A 20,834-nucleotide genomic window follows, 5' to 3' on the forward strand; every position below is an offset into this window, starting at 1 on the left:
GGGGTATCTGGGTCCGCCTGCTCTGCGCCCTTCGGGAGCCCCCCCGGGGCCGGCCCGCCGCCCAGCGATCCGCGCTGGGCGGCGGGCCAGGTGCTCCGCGAGGACGGCGGAGATCCCGCCCTGCTGGCATCCCCCATGCACCTCCATGCCAGGAGCCGGATCGGGTGCGCGGTGCTCCTCAGCGCATGAGGGGAGTGCTCGGATCGGGCAGCGCGCCGCGCACCGCGGCGCGCATCAGCCCCAGTCCATCACGGGTCGCGGCCAGCGCCGTGAGCGCGGGCCGGGGGGAGGACAGCAGCTGCCGGCGGCCCCCGCGAAGCACCACCTCGCGCGCCGCCGATGCCGCGGTGGCCACCCACCGGCGCCGGTCGGGGCCATCCAGGTGCAGGCCCGCGTAGAGCAGCCGGTTGCGGATGTTGTAGTAGTAGTAGGTGTCGGACATGGCGCGCTCGCCCTGGCCTGCCTCGGCGTGGGTGGCGCCCTCATCGTGAATGGCCACGGCCCCCCGCTCCACGGCCAGGCGCCCTCCGCGGGCCAGGACGCGCGCGGAGAAGTCCACATCCTCCCAGTACAGGAAGTAGCGGGCGTCGAAGCCGCCCGCCCGGGAGAACAGCGGGGCGGACAGGGCCAGGCAGGCCCCGGAGAGCCACGGGCGGGTCCCGCCGGGGGGAAGGGGGCGCCGGGAGCGGCGCGAGCGCATCGACCCGTCGGCCAGGCACACCACATGGCCATCGGAGACCGTCCGCCCATGGGGGTCCTGGATCACCGGGCCCACGAGGGCCCCGGGGTCCTGGGCGGCCCGGGAGACCAGGCGCAGCAGGCTGTCCCGCTCGATGAGCGCATCGGGGTTGAGCAGGACCAGGATCTCGGCCCCCAGCTCCTGGGCGCGCCGCGCCCCCAGGTTCATGCCGCCGCCGAAACCGGTGTTGTCCGGCGGAAGGACGGCGGTCCAGCCCCGGTGGGCGGCCAGGGAGACCAGCTCGTCGCGGGCTCGGGCGGTGGAGCGGTTGTCCACCACCACCACGCGCGCCTCGGGGCACTGGCGGGCCACCTCCACCAGATTGCGCTCCAGCAGCGGCGCTGAGTCGTAGTTGACCACGATGATCGCCGTGCGCCCGAGGGCCCCCTCGTGCCCCGTCCGGCAGGCACCGGCGGCGGGGCCGGCACCCGCTCTGCCGGCGGGGCCGGGGCCGCCGGGTTCCTGGGGCGGCGGCGCTAAGGGACGGTGGGGACTCATGCGCGGTTCTCCTGGGTGGGTGGTGCGAGCGGCCCGAGCATGGGCCCGGGCGCCCCGAGGGGCGGCGCGGGTGGGTGCGCGGCGCCCTGGAATAGTACCGTTGGGGCGGCCCGGGCCACCCCACTGCGCGGCCCAGCGGCCGCATCCCGCCACCAGGCGGCCCGGCCCCGCGGCGCCGTCGCCGGGCCGACGCCCCGGCGGGCAGGACAGAGCAGCGGGAGACCCGCGGGAACTGGAGGAGGGGCGCTGTGGACACCGGAGACACCGGAGACGCCGTGGATGCTGCGGATGCTGGGGATGCTGGGGATGCTGTGAAGGCAGCGGAGGCCGTGGGCCTGACGATCGCCATGCTCACCTACCGGCGCAACACCTATCTGGAGGAGGTCCTGCCCCTCCTGGTGGCCCAGGCGCGCTCCGTGGCCCCCCGGGCGCGGGCCCGCGTCCTCATCGTCGACAACGACCCCGATGCGGGTGGGCGCCGGGTCGTCGCCGCCGCCCGGGCCCATGCCCCCGGGATGATCGATTACGTCCACGAGCCCGCCCCGGGGATCGTGGCGGGCCGTAACCGCGCCCTCTCGGAATCCGCCGACAGCGACCTGCTGGTCTTCATCGATGACGACGAGATCCCCGGGCCCGGCTGGCTGGAGGCGCTGCTGAGGACCTGGCGGGCCCGGGGCTGCGCCGCCGTCACCGGCCCCACCCCGCCGGCCTTCGAGGCCGAGCCGGATGGCTGGGTGCGCGCCAGTGGGGCCTTCGACTCCTGGAGCGCCGCCGACGGCGCCCAGGTGCGCAGCGCCGACACCGGCAACCTCCTGCTGGACCTGTCCGCGGTGCGCGCCATGGGGCTGCGCTTCGACCCGCGCTACGGCCTCACCGGTGGGGAGGACTCGCTGTTCACCCGCCAGCTCACCCTGGGCGGGGGCCGGATCGTCTTCGCGGCCGAGGCCGTGGTGACCAAGCGGGTCCCGGCCGCGCGGGCCCGGCGCGCCTGGGTGCTCCAGCGGGCCTACCGCTCGGGCTCCTCCTGGGCGCGGGTGCGCATCGACACCGCTGCGGGTCATCGACCGGGCTCACGGCTGGGGCTCAGGGCCGCCTACGCCGCCAAGGGCGCCGCCAAGGCGGGGGTCGACGGCGCTCGCGGGCTGCTGGCCCGCCTGCGCGGTGACACTGCCGCCCAGGCCCGCCACGAGACCTCCAGCCGTGGAGGACTGGGCATGGTGGTGGGGGCCTGGGGGCTGCAGGTGCGCGAGTACGGGCGGCCCCGTGCCGGATCGGCGCCGCCCGCCGCGGAGCAGGGGCGGGCGGAGGCCGTCCCGCCGGCGCGCAGCCTGACCATCGCCATCCCCACCTTCCAACGGCCCGAGCAGCTCGCCCGGGCCCTGGGGGGAGTGCTCGACCAGGCCGGGCCGATCGCCGGGCAGGGGTCGCTGAGCATCGAGGTGCTCGTCATCGACAACGATCCGCAGGCCTCGGGCAGGCCGGCGGCCGCGGCGGCCCGGGCGGGCGCCGGGGAGGGCCGGGGCGTGGCGGTGCGCTACGTCGTGGAGGACATGCCGGGGGTGGCGGCGGTGCGCAACCGGGCCCTGGACGAGGCCTCCGCCCGGGACCTGCTCGTCTTCATCGACGACGATGAGGAGCCCGAGCCCGGCTGGCTGGAGGCCCTGCTGGGGCTCCATGCCCGCCGGGGGTGCCAGGCCGTGGCCGGGCCCGTCATCCCCGCCTATGAGCGGGAGCCGGAGCCCTGGGTGGCCCAGGGGGGGTTCTTCGTGCGCCGGACCTGGCCCACAGGGACCCTGCGCCCGGTGGCCGCCTCCAACTGCCTCCTGCTGGACCTGCGCTTCGTGCGCCGGATGGGGCTGCGCTTCGATGAGGCCTTCGGCGCCACCGGCGGCGAGGACACGCTCTTCACCCGGGCCCTGAGTGCCTGCGGGGGCCGGATCCTGTGGTGCGACGAGGCCCGGGTGCGCGACCATGTGCCCGCCTCCCGGCTCGACCGCGACTGGATCCTGCGCCGTCAGGCCTCCCACGCGGCCACTGCTGTGCGCGTGGAGCTGGCACTGGCCCGGGGGGATCATCGGAGCCGGGCGGCCATCCGGGCGCGCGCGGGCCTGGGCGGGGCGGCGCGCCTGGGCCTGGGCCTGGCGCGCAGTGCGGCGGGCACCCTGCTGGGCAGCCCCCGCCACGCCGCCAGGGGCGCGCGCCTGGCGGCCCGCGGTCGCGGGATGATCGGCGCCGGCCTCGGCCGTGCCGGGCACCGGGAGTACGGGCGCCCGTCGTCGGCCTGAGGCCCGCCGGGCGGGGTGATCCCGCGGATCCGCGGCGAAGGCGGGTGAGGGGCTCAGCCGGCGGCGCTGTCCTCCTGCGTGCGGCGGTTGAGCTCGCGCAGGGAGGGCAGCAGGATCCAGGAGCCCAGGAGGAGGGGGAGATAGGGCGGCAGGACGACCCAGGGCCCCACGAGGATGTTCTGCAGCACCACCATGCCGGCCAGGAACAGCCAGGGCGTGATGCGCGGGCCACCCAGGTCGCGCAGCAGGGTCGTCAGCGCCAGGCCGATGATGAGCACCATGAGCGCCGCCCCCGGCAGGGAGGCGGCCACCCAGACGTTCATGAGGGCCGAGTGCAGCTCGAATCCGTTGCCGAACATGAAGTTCTCGACATAGCCGTTGGAGGGGTCGTAGCCCAGGGCCGCCATGCCGTCCTTGGCCACCTGGATGTCCTCGTAGCGGGGGAGGACCCCGGCCCCGTAGCCCCATGGCCGGTGGCGGAGCAGCGCCCAGGAGGCGCCCAGCTCGGGGCGCGCGTTGAGCAGGAAGCTGGACTCCCCCTGGGACTGGGCCAGGGTCCGGGCCTGGGCATCGACTCCCAGGGAGCCCGAGGCGGAGGCCGCCAGCACGGTGATGATCGACCCGATGCCGATGAGGGCGAGCACGAAGGCCTGGATGATGGCCAGGGGCCTGGGGGCGGGCAGCTTCCAGCGGAACCAGGATGCGGTGGCCTGCCAGATCATGGTGGCGGCGATGATGCCCAGGAACGCCGGCAGAAGACGCGCGTCATAGGCGGTGAAGACGGCGGCCAGGACGGTCAGCGCCAGCAGCTGCGGCAGGCGGCCCCGGTGGTTGATCAGGGCCAGGACCATGAGGGTCGTGGGCACCCCGATCCCGAACTTCCAGGGATTGTCATTCGTCAGCAGCAGCGGCAGGGCGCTGAGCAGCATGCCGCAGGACAGGGCCGCGGCGGCCCGGTGGGCGTTCAGGTGCCGGGCCCCCCACACGAAGGCCGCCGTCGACCAGGGCAGCGCCAGCAGGCTCATCACCATGGCCCGCTGGTGGCTGCCGCTGACGTGGAATGTGGGTCCCACCGTCCAGGACAGCAGCAGCCCGGTGAATCCTGCCAGCGTGCCCAGCAGCAGCAGGGGGCTGAAGCGGCGCTGCTGGCGCACCGCCGACCAGGTCACCGGCATCGCGGCCAGCGCCACGAGGTCCCCGACCGCCATGGATCCCACCAGGTCGCGGCGCACCCCGATGAGCGCCAGGAGGACGACGGCGGCCACCTGGCGCGCTTGGCGGGCCCGCCGCTGGGCCGCGTCATCGGCCTCCTGGGAGCGGGGGCCGGCGGTCCGGCTGTGCCCGTGGTGCTCGGGGACCCGCTGCCCGGACTGCTGCCCGGGCTGCTGCTCGGGGCTGCCCAGGAGCTTGAAGGGCCTGGGCGCGGGTGTGCGGGGCTCGGGATAGAGGGCGGGTGGGGCCACCTCATCACTGACGACCGCCCGGCGGGGGGACAGCGGCGCCGCCCGGTAGGCCGTGGCGCGCCGAGGCCCGGCGGGGGCCGGGGTCGCGCTGGGCGAGGGGGCCGCTGGGCCGGCCGGTGGCACCCGGGGGCTGTGGGGGGAGGGACGCCCTCCGGAGGGCGGCCGGCTCACGATCCGGCGGCGGGGCCGTGCTCGACGACGATGAGGGGCTCGCCGTCGCTCTCGCGCTGGGGGCCGCGGTTGAGGGCGTGGAGCAGGATCGCGACGAGCGCGCCGAGGCCCAGGCCTGCGGCTCCGCCGAGGACCGCGGTCCAGAAGGCGGACAGGCTGGAGGGCTCGGTGGGCAGGGAGGGGGAGTTGAGGGTGGCCAGGGTCAGGGTCAGGTCGCTGTTCTGACCGGAGCTGGAGACCTCCCGGGCGGCGGAGTCCAGTGCGGCCATCTCGGCCTCGGCGATGGCCTGGGCCTTGCCGGGGTCGGTGTGGGTGGCGCTGACCTCGATGATGACCGTCTCGGTCTTGGTGGACACGGAGATGGCGCTGCGCAGCTCGGGCTGGCTCAGCCCGGTGTCCTCCGAGACCTTGGCGAGGGTGGACTCCGAGGTCCCGACCTCCACGAGGGTGGGCATGATCTGGGTGATGTAGTTCTGGACGCTCGCGACGCTCTGGGAACCGCTGGACTGCTCGACGCCGACGCGGGCCGAGGCGCTGGAGGTGTAGGTGGCCGGCGTCAGCAGGCCGAGGGCCAGGCCGGCCACGGTGCCGAGGACGATGTGCATAGTGACAAGAACGGCGTTCTTGCGCAGTGCGATGACGATGCTATCCGGGTCCATGGTTCCGTTTCGGTGATTGCGAGAGAAGCCAGAGTAGCGTGCGCTGCAGGGCCGCGTCTGTGACGTGAGGAGCGGCCTGAGGATTCTCAGGTTTATTCCAGCATGCTCGGGGGTGGGCGGTGCGTCCTGGGAGGCCTCCTTCGGTGCGAGTCCCTATCCGGTAGGTCAGATACTGCCCGCATATGTAGATAACCGCAAAACTGGACTATTGCTGATTGGTTGCTGATTTTCTCCGGTGAGCGCGCTCGTGCCGGGGCGCCCGCCTGCCGGTCACGGCTGCCCGGGCCGGGGATCGAGGGTGTGGCCGGCGCACTGCGGGGCCGATGCCTCAGCGGAGCGCAGTCGGGGAGCGCCGCTGAGGCTGCGCAGCCCGTTCCAGGCCAGGTTGACCATGTGGGCCGCCACCTCCTCCTTGCTCATGGAGCGGTTCTCCAGCCACCACTGGGCGGGCATGGCCACGATGCCCACGAGCATCTGCGCGTACAGGGGCGCGGTGCGCGGGTCGATTCCCCTGGCCTCGAAGCGGGAGGCCAGGATGCCCGAGACCTGGATGGCGACATCGGCCAGGAGGGTCTGGTAGGTCCCCGCGGCCCGGTCATTGCCCGCCGAGAGGATGCGGAAGCCGTCGGGGCGGTCCTCGATGTAGGTCAGCAGTGCCAGGGCGGCGAGCTCGACGGTCATCGAGGAGGACTCCGAGGACTCCAGAGCGGCGGTGATGGTTGAGGAGATGGCGCCGAGCTCGCGGTCCACGATGACGGCGTACAGCCCCTCCTTGCCCCCGAAGTGCTCGTAGACCACCGGCTTGGAGACCATGGCGCGAGAGGCCACCTCCTCGATGCTGGTGGCGTCGAAGCCCTTCTCGGCGAAGAGGCTGCGGGCCACGGCGATGAGCTGCTCGCGCCGCTCCCCGGCGCTCATCCGGGTTCGTTTGCTCGCCATGCCGCCCATTGTGCCCGACCGTGCCCGACCCGGCAGGGCCTGCGCCGCGGCTCCCGCGCGGCTGGGCCAGGGGCTGGGCGGGAGCGTCCCAACGGCGGGCGCGCCTGCCGTAAACTGCCGCGGACTGCACCCGCCGCCACTCCCGCGCGCGGCGGGAGCCGAGTGATGAGAGGAGGGGTCATGGCCTGCGCCCCAGTCCTGGCGGGGGGCTCGATCCCCCTGCGCGCCGGCGGCGCGACCGCTGAGGCCCGGGGGTGCGGCTCATGAGCCCCCACCGCTGGGTCCCGGGCATCGACATGGTCAAGCCCGTCCTGGCCCTCCTGGTCATCTGGATCCACACCCAGCCCCTTGCGGGGTTCGCGCCGAGGGCCAGCGCCTATGCCACGATCGGCGTGGCCCGCCTGGCCGTGCCCCTCTACCTGGCGATCTCCGGCTACCTGCTCTTCCGCCGCGCCGACGCCCCGGTGCGCCGTCAGCTCAGGCGGGTGCTCGAGCTGTACGCGGTATGGCTGGTGCTCTACCTCCCGGTCATCGTTCGTGACGAGCTCGAGGACGGCCTCCAGGGGCCCCTGCACCTGGTCCAGCTCCTCCTCACCGGTGGCAGGACGCACCTGTGGTACCTGCCCGCCGCCGCGGTGGGGATCGTCATCGTCGCGGCTGGCCTGAGGGTGCTCAGCCCGGGCCGCCTCCTGGTGCTCCTGTCCTGCCTCAGCGCCGCGGGAACCCTGGCCTACGGAGCCCTGGACAGGGAGCTCCTGCCCAGCGCGGTGGCGGCCGTGCTGACCGAGCTGGAGTACCTGTCCCTGGCCCCCCGCGATGGGGTCTTCACGGGCGCCTGCTTCATCGCCGCAGGCGCATGGGTGGGCCGCACAGGCGGATGGCGCCCCCGGACGGCGGCCTGGATCGCGGGATCGGCCTGGGCCCTCCTGCTCGTGGAGGCGATGGCGCGGCGGTACCTGCTGTTCGGGGCCCATCCCGCCAGGCCGGTGTCCACCAGCTGGCTCGCCGCGCTGGTGCTCGTGCCGGCCCTGCTCTGCCTCCTGGTGGCGGTGACCACCCCGAGGCCGCTCCCCGGCCAGGCCCTGGCGAGGAACACGGGCAGCCTGGTCTACTTCATCCACTACTGGGTGATGCTGGCCCTGGGGGCGGATCTGGTGCACAGCGCCGGGCTGCTCCGCGGGGTGCTCATCACCGTGATCTCCTTCGCCCTGGGCGCGGCCCTGGTGCAGGCCTCCCAGGTCCGGGGCCTGGGGGCGCTCAAACGGCTCTACTGATCACCGGCTGGCCGGCCCGCCGCGCGCGGGGCCGGCCCGGTGGTGCCGGGGCGCCCGTGGACGGCGGATCGTGAGACACTATCCCGGCGTCGCGCGTGCCGGGTCCGCCGGGGGCGCAGCGTTCCGCCCTGGTGTAGCGGCAGCACGCAGGCCTTTGGAGCCTTGAGGCCCGGGTTCGAATCCTGGGGGCGGAGCGGCGTAGCATGTGGGCTGTTCGCCCCTCCCGCACGTCATCGGCACGTCATTGATCCGCCTCGCCTGTGCAGGCGGGTGCGGGCAGACCAGTGAGAAGAGGACACGTGGAACCCACTGCACCCACTGCACCCACGGCACCTGTCGCATCGAACGCGCCCGCCGTCCCAGCGGCCCCCGCTGCGGTCATCGTCATGGCCGCCGGCAAGGGCACCCGCATGCGCTCGGCCACCCCCAAGGTGCTCCACACCATCGGCGGCAGGAGCCTGGTCGACCACGCCATGACCGCCGCCCGCGGCCTGGGGCCCCGGAACCTGGTGGTCGTCGTGCGCCATGAGCGCGACGCCGTCATCAAGCACCTGGCCGAGGTGGCCCCCGATGCCCTGCCCGCCGACCAAGACGAGATCCCCGGCACGGGTCGCGCGGTGGCATGCGGCCTGGCGGCCCTGCCCGAGGACCTCACCGGTCCCGTCGTCGTCACCAGTGGGGACGTTCCCCTGCTGGACACCGCCACCCTGCGCGCCCTGCTGGCCCAGCACCTGGAGCGGGGCGATGCCGTGACCCTGCTGACCACGGTCCTGGATGACCCCAGCGGCTATGGGCGCGTCATCCGCGATGACCGGGGCGAGGCGGTGGCCGCCGTCGTCGAGCACCGCGATGCCACTGCCGAGCAGCTGGCCGTGCGCGAGATCAACGCCGGGGTCTACGTCTTCGACGCCGCGCACCTGCGCCAGGCGCTGACCCGCCTGGGCTCGGACAACGACCAGGGGGAGGTCTACCTCACCGACGTGGTGGCCCTGGCCCACCGTGAGGGCCGCTCCACCAGCGCCCTGGAGGTCGAGGACCACTGGCTGGTCGAGGGCTGCAATGACCGCGCCCAGCTGGCCGAGCTCGGCGCCGAGCTCAATCGGCGCATCCTGCGCTCCTGGATGGAGCGGGGCGTGGGCGTGGTGGACCCGGCCTCGACCTGGGTCGATGTCACCGTCGAGCTCGGCGGGGATGTGGCCCTGGAGCAGGGCGCCCTGCTGCGCGGGACCACGGTCGTGGGTGAGGGCGCCCGGGTGGGGGCCTACGCGATCCTCACCGACGCCGAGATCCCGCCGGGCGCCGTGGTGGCGCCCTTCAGCCAGCTCGGCGCCCAGGAGCCGGGGGAGAACTGAGGACCGCGCCCGCGGCCGCGGGCGCACCGTCGATGGCCGCACTGGCCGACAGAAGGGAACCATGTCATGACGGGTATCATCACCAAGGGCGAGAAGCGCCTGGTCATCGCCTCGGGTCGGGCCCATCCCGAGCTGGCCCAGGAGATGGCCGAGGAGCTGGGCACTGAGGTGCTGTCCTCCACGGCCTATGACTTCGCCAATGGGGAGACCTACGTCCGCTTCAACGAGTCGGTGCGCGGCTGCGATGTGTTCGTGGTCCAGTCCCATGCCGACCGCATCAATGACTGGCTCATGGAGCAGTTGATCATGGTCGACGCGCTCAAGCGGGCCTCGGCCAAGCGCATCACCGTGGTGGCGCCCTTCTTCCCCTACGCGCGGCAGGATAAGAAGCACCTGGGCCGCGAGCCCATCTCCGCGCGTCTGGTCGCCGACCTGTACAAGACGGCGGGGGCGGACCGGATCATGAGTGTGGACCTGCACACGGCCCAGGAGCAGGGCTTCTTCGACGGCCCGTGGGACCACCTGTGGGCCCAGCCGGTTCTGGTGGACTATGTGCGCACGCGGGTGGATCCTGCGACGACCTCGGTGGTCTCCCCCGATGCGGGCCGCATCCGGGTGGCAGAGCGCTGGGCCAACCAGCTGGGGGGCACGCCGCTGGCCTTCGTGCACAAGACCCGCGACGTCACGCGCCCCAACGAGTCGGTGGCCAACCGGGTGGTGGGAGAGGTCGAGGGGCGCTCCTGCGTGCTGGTCGACGACATGATCGACACCGGGGGAACGATCGCCAAGGCCGTCCAGGTGCTCCTGGACTCCGGGGCCAAGGATGTCATCGTGGCGGCCACCCATGGTGTGCTCTCCGGCCCCGCGGTGGACCGCCTGTCCAGCTGCGGGGCCCGGGAGGTCGTCGTCACCGATACGCTGCCGATCCCCAGCGGGAAGCGCTTCGAGCAGCTGACGGTCCTGCCGATCGCCCCACTGCTGGCACGCGCGGTCAAGGCCGTGTTCGACGACGGCTCGGTCACCTCCCTGTTCGACGCCTCGCGCCTCTGAGCCCCGGCAGCACCCTCCCCGGCCGCCCCCGCGCCCCTGGTGCGGGGGCGGCCGTGCGCCCCCTGCCCGGGTCCCGCCGGGTGGGCCAGCGGCTCGGCGGCACGGAGGCGGGCTACCCGGAGGCCACTGCCGGTGCGGCCGGCTCTCGCCTATTCGACAGGAACAGTGCTGGATTCTTGAGGTTCTGCCCACCCTCAGATCACAGTTGGATAAATATTGGTTGAGGGATGGTAACGATCGCATCATCGCCTCGGGAAAGTCCATACCCTCGAATCAGGAAACCTCTCCACACCCTCCCGGGCTCCCCGGATCGTCCCTGGTGGTGCGTGGTGTGATTTCCGTGGTTTTCCCCGTCACTGTGCGCCTCTTGTGCGCCAGGGTGCCGGTGGCGGGGTGGGACTCCTGGTTCGGCGTCGCACGAACCGGGCCAGGACCGAGGCCGGCCAATTCTCCTCTCCGCCTAGCCTCGGCAGGGCCCTCCGCCCTCAGGGTGGGGGGCCCTTATTCCTGTCCGGGGCGCTTGGCCATCGGGATGGGCGGCGAAGGGCCGGTCGCCGAATCCCCCGCGGGCCCGCCATTGTCACAGGGCCCTCATGTCCGGCCCCGGAAGCGGTGGGGAGAAGAGGCGATCCCCAGCATCCCGCTGCCGGCACCCCTCTGGGCCGCGGATGAGCCGTCAGGGCGGGCCCTGGCGCGCCCTGGGCCGCCATTGGCCGTTCTGATCGGGCGGGACGCCCGCGGGCGGCACCGCTGCGCCCACGGCCGGCCCCACCTCGCCGAGCGGGCTATGGAGAAAAGGGACAAGATCTTGGGCGCCGTCGTCGCCCGTGGCGGGGCCGCGCGGGGAGGCGCTCGCGGCCGGCGGCGGGAGCCGACGGTGCGGCGGCCCGCCCAGAAAATAACGGGAATACGCCGATCAATGCGGGTGAGTGATATGTCTGTGACTGCCGTTACGGGCGTGAGGTCACGGTTCTGTCACATATTCGTGATTCATCTTCGTGGGGTTGTGCTTGTGGGAACCGCACAATATTGTCGATTGTGGACAAGCGCATTACTCCCCTGATGCGCCTTCACCGAAGAGGAATGTCAATGAATCCCATGTCTCGTGGGCTCGCCACTGGTCGTAGAGCCCTTCTCTGGACGTGCGCGCGCATCCTGCTGCTCGTCCTCACCGTCGTCCTCATCGCCGGGGTGCTGCCCGCGATGTCGCACGCCGCGCCGTCGGAGCCGGTGGCCCCCGCCACCGGCCCGATCGAGTCCGCCCAGCCGCAGGACCCGAGTGCCGCCTCTGGGACCGCGGCTCCCGCAGGCGACCAGGCGACGGCGGCCCCCACCGCGGCGCCGGGCCCGCAGGCCCCGCAGGACTCCGCGCCCCTGGCCGTGGACAACCTCGCCATCAGCGCTATCGACGAGACCGGTGAGGAGATCCCCGGGCCCCTGAGCGTGGGCTCCTCGATCGCCGCGCTGAGCTTCACCTGGACCGGCTCGGCCGCCACCCTGAAGGCTGGGGACTCCTTCACCATCGAGCTGCCCTCCGAGCTGGTCCACCGCGCCCCGGGACTGCGCCCCTTCACCTACGACCTGGGCGAGTCCGGGCCCGCTGAGGTGGGCTCCTGCGAGATCACCACCACCTCCATGACCTGCACCTTCAACGAGGTCCTCCCCGCTCGCGCCGCCCAGGGCTACACCACGCTCAACGGCTCGGGGCGCATCCAGATGAGCGCCGTGGCCGCCACCTCCCAGGAGGAGCTGGTCTTCCGCGTCAACGGCGAGGACACCCGTGTGGCCCTGCCCGGGAAGGGGGGCATCATCCAGGGGGCCGCCGTGTACAAGCCCCTGGGCCTGACCAAGGGCGCGCGCGGTCTGACCGATCAGTCCACCACCGTGGGCTGGGTCATCGGCTTCGGCACCGAGAGGCTCCAGGAGGCCTACTCCGCCGCCGGCAGCCCCACGGCCTTCGACGGCTCGGAGCGGACCATCACCCTGACTGACGAGCTCGGCCCCGGGCAGGCCTTCCCGGACCCCGGTGCATGGTCGCTGGTGCGCACCAGCTCCAAGGACGCTCCCGAGAGCGAGCGCCTGGTCCTCGACACCAGCGCGGCCGGGGCCACGACCACGGAGGCCGGCGCCTTCTCCATCGAGGTGATCCCCGGGCAGGCGCATGAGGGCGGCTCCAGCGCCACGATCGTCCTGCGCGGCCCCTTCGCCGCCCAGACCAACTACCAGGTCCTCTACGACGCCGCCGTGACCACCCACGACGGCAAGGCCGTGGCCGGTTTCGTCTATGAGAACCACGTCTCGGTCGAGGGGACCTCCCTCACGCAGCGGGGGACCAAGTCCTTCGTGGACTCCTTCCGCCTCGACGTCAACATGGAGGTGGGCTACGGCACCTTCTCCGTGGCCAAGCTCCTCTCCGGGCCGGCCTCCGACCAGGTCGACCCCGCCTCCACCTTCACCGTGGCCGTGGACTACCAGCTCCCCGGCGGCGCGACCCTCAAGGACTACCCCGCCTGGCAGGCCCCCGGAACGGTGAACTCCACGGGCACCGGCGGCACGGCCGAGCTCGAGGTCGCCGTCGGCAGGCGCAGCGTGTTCACGGGCTCCAAGGCCTCCATGGCCCTGCCCGCGGGGACGAGGGTCTCCCTGACGGAGAAGGCCCCCACGGTCGCGGCCCCCGCGGGCTACACCTGGGGCCACGGCGCCTTCACCATCGGCGGCTCGCCGGCCTCCGAGCTGACCATCCAGGACCGCGGGGTCACCGAGGTGGACCTGACCAACGCCCTGGAGGTCAAGGCCATGGGGTCCTTCTCCGTGACCGTGAAGGTCTCCCCTCAGGACTCGCCCTTCGCCTCCGACTCCTTCGAGATCGGCTACTCCTGCATCCTGCCCGGCGGCGGGGTGGAGAGCGGCGCCCTGGAGGTCGCCGCCGGCAGCACCGTCAACGCCCCGGAGATCATGGCCGGCGCCCGGTGCACCATCAGCGAGTCCGATGCGACCCGCGCACGGCAGGGCCACACCGTGGCCACCCGCATCACCACCAATGGCGCCTACGGGGCCGGGGTGACCATCGCCGCGGGTGAGATGGCCGCGGTGGTGGTGGAGAACACCTACACCCCCGCTGGTCAGGCGCCCCCCGCCGGTGGCGCGAGCGGCCCGGATGGCCCCCGCGGCCCTGTGGGCGGCTTCCAGGTGTCCAAGACGGTGGCCGGTGACGCCTCCGACAGGGCCGGCACGGTCTTCCTGTTCGACTACACCTGCACCGGTGCGGATGGTGGCGCTATCGAGGGCTCGGTCAGTGTTGAGGCCGGCACGAGCGCCCTGGTCAACGGAGTCGAGGAGGGCAGCTGCACCCTGACCGAGCGCGGCGCCGCGATGCCGGGAGCCGATCTGCACACCTCGTTCATGGTCGACGACGAGCCCGTGGTCGGGCAGTCCGCCACCTTCGAGGTGGGCCAGGACCGCACCCGCGCCGTCGATGTCACCAACACCTACACGCAGGTGGAGGAGGAGCGGGCCGAGCCGGGCGCCCAGGCCTCGCCCACGCCCACGCCGGCTCCCGCCGCCGCGGCTCAGGGGCCGAGCGGCTCCTCCCTGGCCCGCACCGGTGCGGCCGTCCTGCTGCCCGCCGGGCTCGCCCTGGCGGCACTGGCGGCGGGGACCGTCCTGATCCGGCGCCGCCGGGCCTGAGACCGGGCGGCCGGCACCCCCTGCCCCGCCGGCCGCCTCAGGAGGGGCCCTCCACCGCCCAGGTGGAGGGCCCCTCGCCATGCGAGCCGACGGGCTGCGCAGCCGGGCGCCACGAGCCGGGGCGCGATGGGGAGGGGGCTCCGCTCGGCCCATCGGCCGCCCTGGGCGCCCCGGTGCCGCCCGATCATGGCGCTCCTCCCCGATGAGGCCACCAAGGGCGGGGGGAGAGAATTGGGGAGGATCTCCAATAAGATATCGAAATGGCTTCAGAATCTCCCGGGATGTCTCAAAGGCGTCGCGTTGGTATTGCGATCGAATAACGTTCCGGGATGTGCTGGCCTGATTGCTCACAGTGGGCCTGAAGAGCATTTTCCCCCTGTACTCTGGAGGGGTTGTTCGCGGATCTGATTATCCGTTCCCCCTACCGAAAAGGACCTACCTATGCTGGTCTTCGCCGACCGCGGGTCGCCCATGCCGGGCCTGCGGCTAGCAGTCGCACTCCTGGCGCTGCCGGCCCTGCTCCTCGGGCTCCTGGCCCCCCTTCAGGCCCATGCCGCCATCAACCAAGGGATCGTCGTCAAGGACCTCGCCCTGATCAAGTCCGACCGCGACGGCAACAATGGCACCGGGGCGTTGACGACGCAGGACGTGGCCAAGCTGTCCTACTCCTGGGACGCCACCGGCACCACTGTCAACCCGGGGGACTCCTTCTCCATCGACCTGGGCGCCCACTTCAAGAACCTGGAGAGCCCCAAGACGGTGGCGATGAGCCTGCCCTACAACGGCGTGCAGACCGAGATCGGCTCCTGCGCCCTGACCGAGAGGACGATGGAGTGCACCTTCTCCGAGAAGGTCACTGAGCTGAAGAACGCCGGATTCACCGGCTTCAAGGGGTCGGGCGAGGCGCTGCTCCTCATCACCCAGACCACCACCGCCGAGGAGGTCGACATGACCGTCAACGGCAACCAGACGGTGAAGGTCGACCTGCCCGGCACCGGTGGCATCAAGGACGCCCCCAAGACGGTCTACACCCCCTTGAAGTTCTCGAAGATCTCCGCGGTCATCACCTCGACCTCCTCCTCGGTGGTCTGGGAGGTCAACTTCGGCTCGGACTACATCAAGGAGCAGCTGGCCGGGGGCGCCAACCCCATCGTCGCCGACGGCACGACCCGCCAGACCATCACGATCACCGACACCCTCGGCCCCGGGATGGCCTACAACCCCGACCTGAGCAAGTGGGGCCTCATGCTGCGCAACAGCGCCGCCGAGCCGGACCTGACCGGTGTCGCGGTGACCACCGCGGCCGGTAAGGACCTGAACACGACCTATGGGGACTTCGACATGGCCGTGGACATCCAGGGCCAGGTCTCGACCATCACGATCACCGGGCCCTTCGCCGCCCAGTCCAACTACAAGGTCTACTACCCCGTGACCTTCACCTCCCAGAACGGCAAGGCCACCGCCGGCGTGCAGTACAAGAACTCCGCCTCCCTCAACGACTCCGGGGCCCAGGCCGAGTTCACCCGCAGCTACACCGACTCCTTCAAGGTGAACGTGCAGATGGAGGCCGGCTTCGGCGGGTTCGAGGTCGTCAAGGGCCTGGCCGGCACCGGCGTCGACGCCGTCGATGTGGCGAACACGACCCTGCCGGTGGCAGTCGACTACACCCTGCCCGGACCGGCCAGCGGCTACGCGGGCTGGCAGGCCCCCGGCACGCTCAACCCCGATGGCATCAGCGGCACGGCCACCCTCGATGTGCGCATCGGCAGGACCAACACCTTCCAGGGCACCTTCCCCCAGGGCACCACCATCACCCTGACGGAGGACACCGGCAGGGCCGCCCCCGCCCCCGAGGGCTACACCTGGGGCGAGCCGGTCTTCGCCGTCGGCAAGACCGAGACCAACAGGCTGACCATCGCCGACCGGGTCTCGACCAAGGTCACGCTGACCAACACCGCCGAGCTCGTCCAGGTCTCCGGCACCTTCCAGGTCACCAAGACCGCCACAGGCGTCGAGCCCCCGCCCATCGAGGGCGTCCCGGGGGTGGAGTCCCATGACTTCCCCTTCTCCTACACCTGCTCCGACGGGCAGTCCGGCACCATCACCGCCAAGGGGGACGGCGTCGCCGTCCAGGCCGACAAGACCTTCCCCGTGGGCACCACCTGCACCCTCTCCGAGGACACCGGCGCCGCGGCCATCGACGGCTACACCCTCAACCCCCCGGCGGACCAGACCGTGACGATCAAGGACCCCGCTGAGCCGGTGGTCACCGCGGCCTTCGTCAACGCCTACACCCGCAACGAGGGCACCTTCACCATCGCCAAGACCGTCCAGGGCGGCCCGGCGGACGCGGCGACGGGCACCTTCAGCTTCGACTACATCTGCGACACCGGGGAGCAGGGCACCCTGGAGGTCCCCGCCGGCAGCGCGACGACCTCCCCGTGGATCGCCGCGGGAGCCACCTGCACCCTGAGCGAGAACGCCGACTCGGCCGCCAGGGAGGGCTACGCGGTGGCCTCCGTCCTGTCCCAGGACCGCGTCACCATCGCCACGAAGCGGGACGTGACCGTGACCGCCACCAACACCTACACCCGCGACACCGGCGCCTTCTCCATCGCCAAGGCGGTTGAGGGCGGGGCCCCGGACTTCGCCAAGGGCTCCTTCACCTTCGCCTACAGCTGCACCGGCGGCATCGAGGGCGAGCTCACGGTCCCCGGTGACGGCACCGTGGTGACCTCCCCGAGGATCCCGGCCGGCGCCTCCTGCACCCTGACCGAGGATGCCGCCTCGGCGGCCAGGGAGGGCTACGCGGTGGCCTCGACCCTGTCCCAGGACAGCGTGACCATCGCCAAGGACCAGACCGCGGCCGTGACCGCCACCAACACCTACACCCGCGAGACCGGCACCTTCGCGGTCAAGAAGGCCGTGGAGGGGGACTACACCCCCACGGGCGATGACAAGGTCGCGGTGGGCTACACCTGCGACGACCCGGAGGCCACCACCGGCTCCCTGGAGGTCGCCATGGGCGGCCCGGCCGTGAGCGGCCCGAGCCTGCCCACCGGCACCAGCTGCACCCTGACCGAGGATCCCGCCTCGGCCCACCGTGACGGCTTCGCCGTGGCCACCGCCTACTCGGCACCCACGGTGACCATCGTCAAGGACCAGGCCCCCGAGGTCGTGGTGACCAACACCTACACCCGTCTGACCGGCGGCTTCTCGGTGTCCAAGACGGTCGCGGGCGACGGCGCGGCGCTGGCCGCCGACAAGGAGTTCACCTTCACCTACACCTGCACCGACGCCGCCACCGGCAAGGCCGGCCAGCCCCAGGAGCTCACGCTCAAGGCGGGCCAGACCAAGCAGGTCTCCGACGTGCCGACCGGCTCATGCACCCTGAGCGAGGCGCAGGCGGGCGTGGAGAACACCTCCTGGACGGGGTCCCTGGCCGTCAACGGCAAGCCCGTGACCGGCAATGAGGCGGCCTTCGACATCACCGGTGCGGCCGATGCCGCAGTGGCGGTCTCCGCGACCAACACCTACACCCTCGACCGGGGCACCTTCTCGGTGGCCAAGGAGCTGGCCGGTGATGGGGCCGAGGAGCACAAGGCCAAGACCTTCACCTTCGACTACTCCTGCACCTCGCTGGAGGGCGAGCGCAAGGGCGAGATCCAGGTCCCGGGTGACGGCAGCGCGGCGGAGTCCGGGCTCCAGCTGCCCATCGGCGCCACGTGCGAGGTGACGGAGAGGCCCGCCTCGGCCCAGGTCGAGGGCTACGACGTGGCCACCCCGGAGGCGCAGAGCCTGACGATCGAGGAGAAGGGCACCACCAAGAAGCTGTCCTTCACCAACACCTACACCCGCCACATGGGCTCCTTCTCGGTGGCCAAGCAGGTGACGGGCGCTCAGGTGGGGGACAAGGAGTTCACCTTCACCTACACCTGCACCAACGGCGAGACCGGCACGCTGCCGGTCAAGGCGGACGGCCAGGCCGTGGAGGGCCCGAAGGTTCCCGTCGGCACCGAGTGCACCATCTCCGAGGACGGGGCCAGCGCCGGGCTGGAGGGCTACACCCTGACCGCTCCGGCGGATCAGGCGGTGACGATCTCGAAGAAGGACGCGGTGGAGGCCACCACCTTCACCAACGTCTACGCCGAGGTCCCGCCGCCCGCGGACCCCACGCCCACGCCCACTCCGACGCCTGGCGCACCCAGTAGCCCCGGTGAGCCGGCACCGTCGACCAGCCCCGCCGCTTCCGGGCCCTCCCTGGCCCGCACCGGCATCAGTGTGGGGCTGCCCATCGCCGTGGCCCTGGCGGCCATCATCGGTGGTGCGTTCCTGATCCGCCGCCGCAAGGCCTGATTCGCACATCGGTGCGCGGCGACTTAGCGAGTGCCGGGCGCCGATGACGGGGGAGGGGTGGGGGGCCCCCCCCCCCCCCCCCCCGGCCCCCCCCCCCCCCGGGGGGGGGGGGGGTCGGGCCCACGGCCCGCCATGGCGCAGGACCCCTCCCCCGTGTCGCAGGATTGCGACAAGCCGACTGGGATGGATCTGTGGCTTGTCTGTAACATCGCGCCGTGCGCACACACTCCCCCTTCATCCTGACCAGCAGAATCACGAGCGGCCCCGCCGCTGGCTCCTCCCGGCTCCTGGCGGTGGCCGCCACGGGCGCCCTGAGCCTTGCCCTGAGCGCCTGCCAGCTGGGCCCCTCCCATGCCTCCGATCAGGCTCAGCCCAGCCCCTCTGCCTCCGCCGCGCAGACCGCCGGGGCTGAGGAGAGCGCGGAGGAGATCCCCCTGGTCATCCCGGCCGAGCCCACCCAGAGCGCCTTGGGGCGCGGGGCGGGGCAGGACGCCGCCGACCCCGCTCCGCCCGCCCCGCAGGCCGGGGAGGGCGGCGGCCAGGCCCCGGAGGCGGCGGGCCCGGTCCCCTCCGCCGGTGCCGCGGGGCCCGCGGCACCGGCCGACTCCCCCCAGGGGCCCGGGGCCCCCGACCCCGGCGCCGCGGCTCCCAGCCAGGCCCCCGGTGCTCCCGAGCAGGCGGTGCCCTCACCTGAGGCCCCCGCCGCCCCGGTCTCCCCCTCCCTGGAGGAGTACCTGGCCTCCCAGTCCCTCACCGAGGCCCACGCCAATGGGCAGGTCCAGATCGTCTCCTCCCTCCAGGAGGCCCGCGACACCGGTGCCACCGCCCCGCACATCGTCGTGTCCGACGGCACCTCCCACATCCACTTCCAGCAGGACCGCGCCCAGGGCGCCGACACCACGGCGACCATCGGCGGGCGGACCTACGGGGCGGTCTTCACCGACGTCGTCCCCCTCCTGGCCTTCGACGTCAGCGGGGACGCCACCCAGGTGCTCACCGAGGCGGTGGCCACGGCGGCCCGGCGGGGGGTGGGGGTGCGCCTGAGCCCCACCCAGGCCTACCCCCTGACCGCCTCCCTGCGGATCCCCGATGAGGTGCCCTTCCTCGATGGCGCCGGCGCCACCCTCGACGTGAGCATCGCGGGAACCAGCCAGGCCAAGCCCGGCATCGCCATCAGCCTGGCGACCGGGTCGAGCGGGACCACCGTGACGGGCATGACCCTGGACCTGGCCGACTCCCCGTACACCATCGGCCTCCAGGGCGACGCCCTGAGCGACTCCACCATCAGCGGCATCACCATGACCGGGGTGACCTTCCGGGGCATCCAGCTCGCCGCGTCCTCGGGCCCGATGACCGGGGTGCGCATCACCGACAACAGGATCGACAATGTCGAGGGATCTCAGGACACCAAGGGGGTGGCCTACTCGCTGCTGGTCACCACCGCGATGGACGATCCCGACAACCGCTTCGCCGGCAGCCGCAGCCCCATCTGGGAGCGCTACGTCGCCGACGGAACCGTGAGCCCCAACCGGTACGCCAACTCGGGCCTGACGATCTCGGGCAACACCATCTCCGGGGGGTACTACGGCATCGGGCTGTCGGGCGTGACCGACAGCGTCGTGTCCAACAACTCCGTGAGCAGCAACATGCGCTCCATCTCCATGCAGAACAACTGCTCGAACAACCGGGTGGAGTCCAACACCCTGACCAACAGCCGTTCCTCGGCGGTGCACCTGGCCTACAACTCCGGGGGCAACACCGTCCACGGCAACACGGTCACCTCCGAGCGCGCCACCGGGCAGGGCCTCCTCCAGGCCTACCAGGGCAGCAGGAGCAACACCTTCAGCGACAACACCGTCACCCTCACCGGGAGCTCGGCTCCCGCCTGGGTGCTCTACGTCGGCCCCGACTCCAGCGGCACCACCTTCACCGGCAACACCGTGACGGGCAGCGCCGCGAAGGCGCTCATCGGCATCGAGTCGATCTGGGACGGGCGCTCGGCCGACGGCTCCGCGGCCTCCTACATGGCCGGCGGATCGATCCCCAGCCCCGTGGACGGCTCCCCCGTGACCTACAACGGCGGGCGCGGCGCGCTGGACCAGGTGACGGTCACCGGCAACGTCCTGCGCCCCGGCGCTGCGGGCGTGCCCGTGGTCTACGTGGGCGCCGAGGTGTCGGCGGGGCCCGATGGCAAGCAGGCCCTCATCGGCAGCATCACCAGCCTCAACGTCAGCGGCAACCAGGTCATCGGGGCCGACGCCGCCCGGCTGATCACCACGCACACCGGCTCCCTGCCCGGGGTCGGGACGGCCACGATCACCGGGGATGCCTCCGTGGGCTCCGTCCAGGCGGGCTGACCGC

11 protein-coding genes and 1 tRNA gene are annotated in these 20,834 nt (G+C 72.4%); 8 read left to right on the plus strand and 4 right to left on the minus strand.

Translation table 11 applies throughout. The features are described 5' to 3' along the window. Window positions 1-178: 178 nt before the first annotated feature. A complete protein-coding gene (locus J5X07_RS08755; protein WP_208479526.1) occupies window positions 179-1,237 on the minus strand; it encodes a glycosyltransferase family 2 protein in 1,059 nt (352 codons plus the stop codon). A 248-nt stretch (window positions 1,238-1,485) separates the two neighbouring features. Here J5X07_RS08755 and J5X07_RS13505 point away from each other — a divergent pair, with 248 nt between their 5' ends. Then, window positions 1,486-3,522, plus strand: coding sequence for a glycosyltransferase family 2 protein (locus tag J5X07_RS13505; protein ID WP_424924113.1), 2,037 nt, complete (start codon window positions 1,486-1,488; stop codon window positions 3,520-3,522). 53 nt (window positions 3,523-3,575) lie between these two features. On the opposite strand, the gene J5X07_RS08765 is transcribed toward J5X07_RS13505, so the two are convergent. From J5X07_RS08765 to J5X07_RS08775, 3 genes are all read right to left on the minus strand, one after another. Beyond that, complete coding sequence (locus tag J5X07_RS08765) at window positions 3,576-4,985, minus strand: hypothetical protein (protein WP_208479527.1); 1,410 nt, start codon at window positions 4,983-4,985, stop codon at window positions 3,576-3,578. A 167-nt stretch (window positions 4,986-5,152) separates the two neighbouring features. Next, window positions 5,153-5,815, minus strand: a complete 663-nt coding sequence (locus tag J5X07_RS08770; protein ID WP_124933716.1) for a YveK family protein — start codon at window positions 5,813-5,815, stop codon at window positions 5,153-5,155. A 270-nt stretch (window positions 5,816-6,085) separates the two neighbouring features. Next, window positions 6,086-6,754 (minus strand): TetR/AcrR family transcriptional regulator, encoded by a 669-nt coding sequence (locus J5X07_RS08775; RefSeq protein ID WP_124933715.1) that lies wholly within the window; start codon window positions 6,752-6,754, stop codon window positions 6,086-6,088. A 263-nt stretch (window positions 6,755-7,017) separates the two neighbouring features. On the opposite strand from J5X07_RS08775, the gene J5X07_RS08780 reads away from it, so the two are divergent. The 7 genes from J5X07_RS08780 to J5X07_RS13420 all read left to right on the plus strand — a co-directional run bounded on the left by J5X07_RS08780 (window position 7,018) and on the right by J5X07_RS13420 (window position 20,830). After that, window positions 7,018-8,028: an acyltransferase family protein gene (locus tag J5X07_RS08780; RefSeq protein WP_124933714.1), complete on the plus strand. Its 1,011-nt coding sequence runs from the start codon at window positions 7,018-7,020 to the stop codon at window positions 8,026-8,028. 122 nt (window positions 8,029-8,150) lie between these two features. Next, window positions 8,151-8,222, plus strand: a tRNA-Gln gene (locus tag J5X07_RS08785). Between the two features lie 192 nt (window positions 8,223-8,414). Next, window positions 8,415-9,380, plus strand: a complete 966-nt coding sequence (locus J5X07_RS08790) for a bifunctional UDP-N-acetylglucosamine diphosphorylase/glucosamine-1-phosphate N-acetyltransferase GlmU (protein ID WP_124933751.1) — start codon at window positions 8,415-8,417, stop codon at window positions 9,378-9,380. Between the two features lie 66 nt (window positions 9,381-9,446). Continuing rightward, window positions 9,447-10,430: a ribose-phosphate diphosphokinase gene (locus tag J5X07_RS08795; RefSeq protein ID WP_208479528.1), complete on the plus strand. Its 984-nt coding sequence runs from the start codon at window positions 9,447-9,449 to the stop codon at window positions 10,428-10,430. 1,098 nt (window positions 10,431-11,528) lie between these two features. After that, a complete protein-coding gene (locus J5X07_RS08800; RefSeq protein ID WP_208479529.1) occupies window positions 11,529-14,117 on the plus strand; it encodes a DUF7926 domain-containing protein in 2,589 nt (862 codons plus the stop codon). Window positions 14,118-14,558: 441 nt separating this feature from the next. Then, window positions 14,559-18,473 carry a DUF5979 domain-containing protein gene (locus J5X07_RS08805; protein WP_208479530.1) on the plus strand — a complete coding sequence of 1,305 codons (3,915 nt, stop codon included), beginning with the start codon at window positions 14,559-14,561 and terminating at the stop codon, window positions 18,471-18,473. Window positions 18,474-18,688: 215 nt separating this feature from the next. Beyond that, window positions 18,689-20,830 (plus strand): NosD domain-containing protein, encoded by a 2,142-nt coding sequence (locus J5X07_RS13420; protein ID WP_208479531.1) that lies wholly within the window; start codon window positions 18,689-18,691, stop codon window positions 20,828-20,830. Window positions 20,831-20,834 lie beyond the last annotated feature (4 nt).

Source organism: Actinomyces bowdenii, assembly GCF_017592395.1.
GTDB lineage: Bacteria > Actinomycetota > Actinomycetes > Actinomycetales > Actinomycetaceae > Actinomyces > Actinomyces bowdenii.

Excerpts from the sequence above, each read along its gene's own strand:
- J5X07_RS08755 (WP_208479526.1), bottom strand. The coding sequence starts at position 1,237 with ATGAGTCCCCACCGTCCCTTAGCGCCGCCGCCCCAGGAACCCGGCGGC.
- J5X07_RS08770 (WP_124933716.1), bottom strand. The coding sequence starts at position 5,815 with ATGGACCCGGATAGCATCGTCATCGCACTGCGCAAGAACGCCGTTCTT.
- J5X07_RS08775 (WP_124933715.1), bottom strand. The coding sequence starts at position 6,754 with ATGGCGAGCAAACGAACCCGGATGAGCGCCGGGGAGCGGCGCGAGCAG.
- J5X07_RS08780 (WP_124933714.1), top strand. The coding sequence starts at position 7,018 with ATGAGCCCCCACCGCTGGGTCCCGGGCATCGACATGGTCAAGCCCGTC.
- J5X07_RS08790 (WP_124933751.1), top strand. The coding sequence starts at position 8,415 with ATGGCCGCCGGCAAGGGCACCCGCATGCGCTCGGCCACCCCCAAGGTG.
- J5X07_RS08795 (WP_208479528.1), top strand. The coding sequence starts at position 9,447 with ATGACGGGTATCATCACCAAGGGCGAGAAGCGCCTGGTCATCGCCTCG.
- J5X07_RS08800 (WP_208479529.1), top strand. The coding sequence starts at position 11,529 with ATGTCTCGTGGGCTCGCCACTGGTCGTAGAGCCCTTCTCTGGACGTGC.
- J5X07_RS08805 (WP_208479530.1), top strand. The coding sequence starts at position 14,559 with ATGCTGGTCTTCGCCGACCGCGGGTCGCCCATGCCGGGCCTGCGGCTA.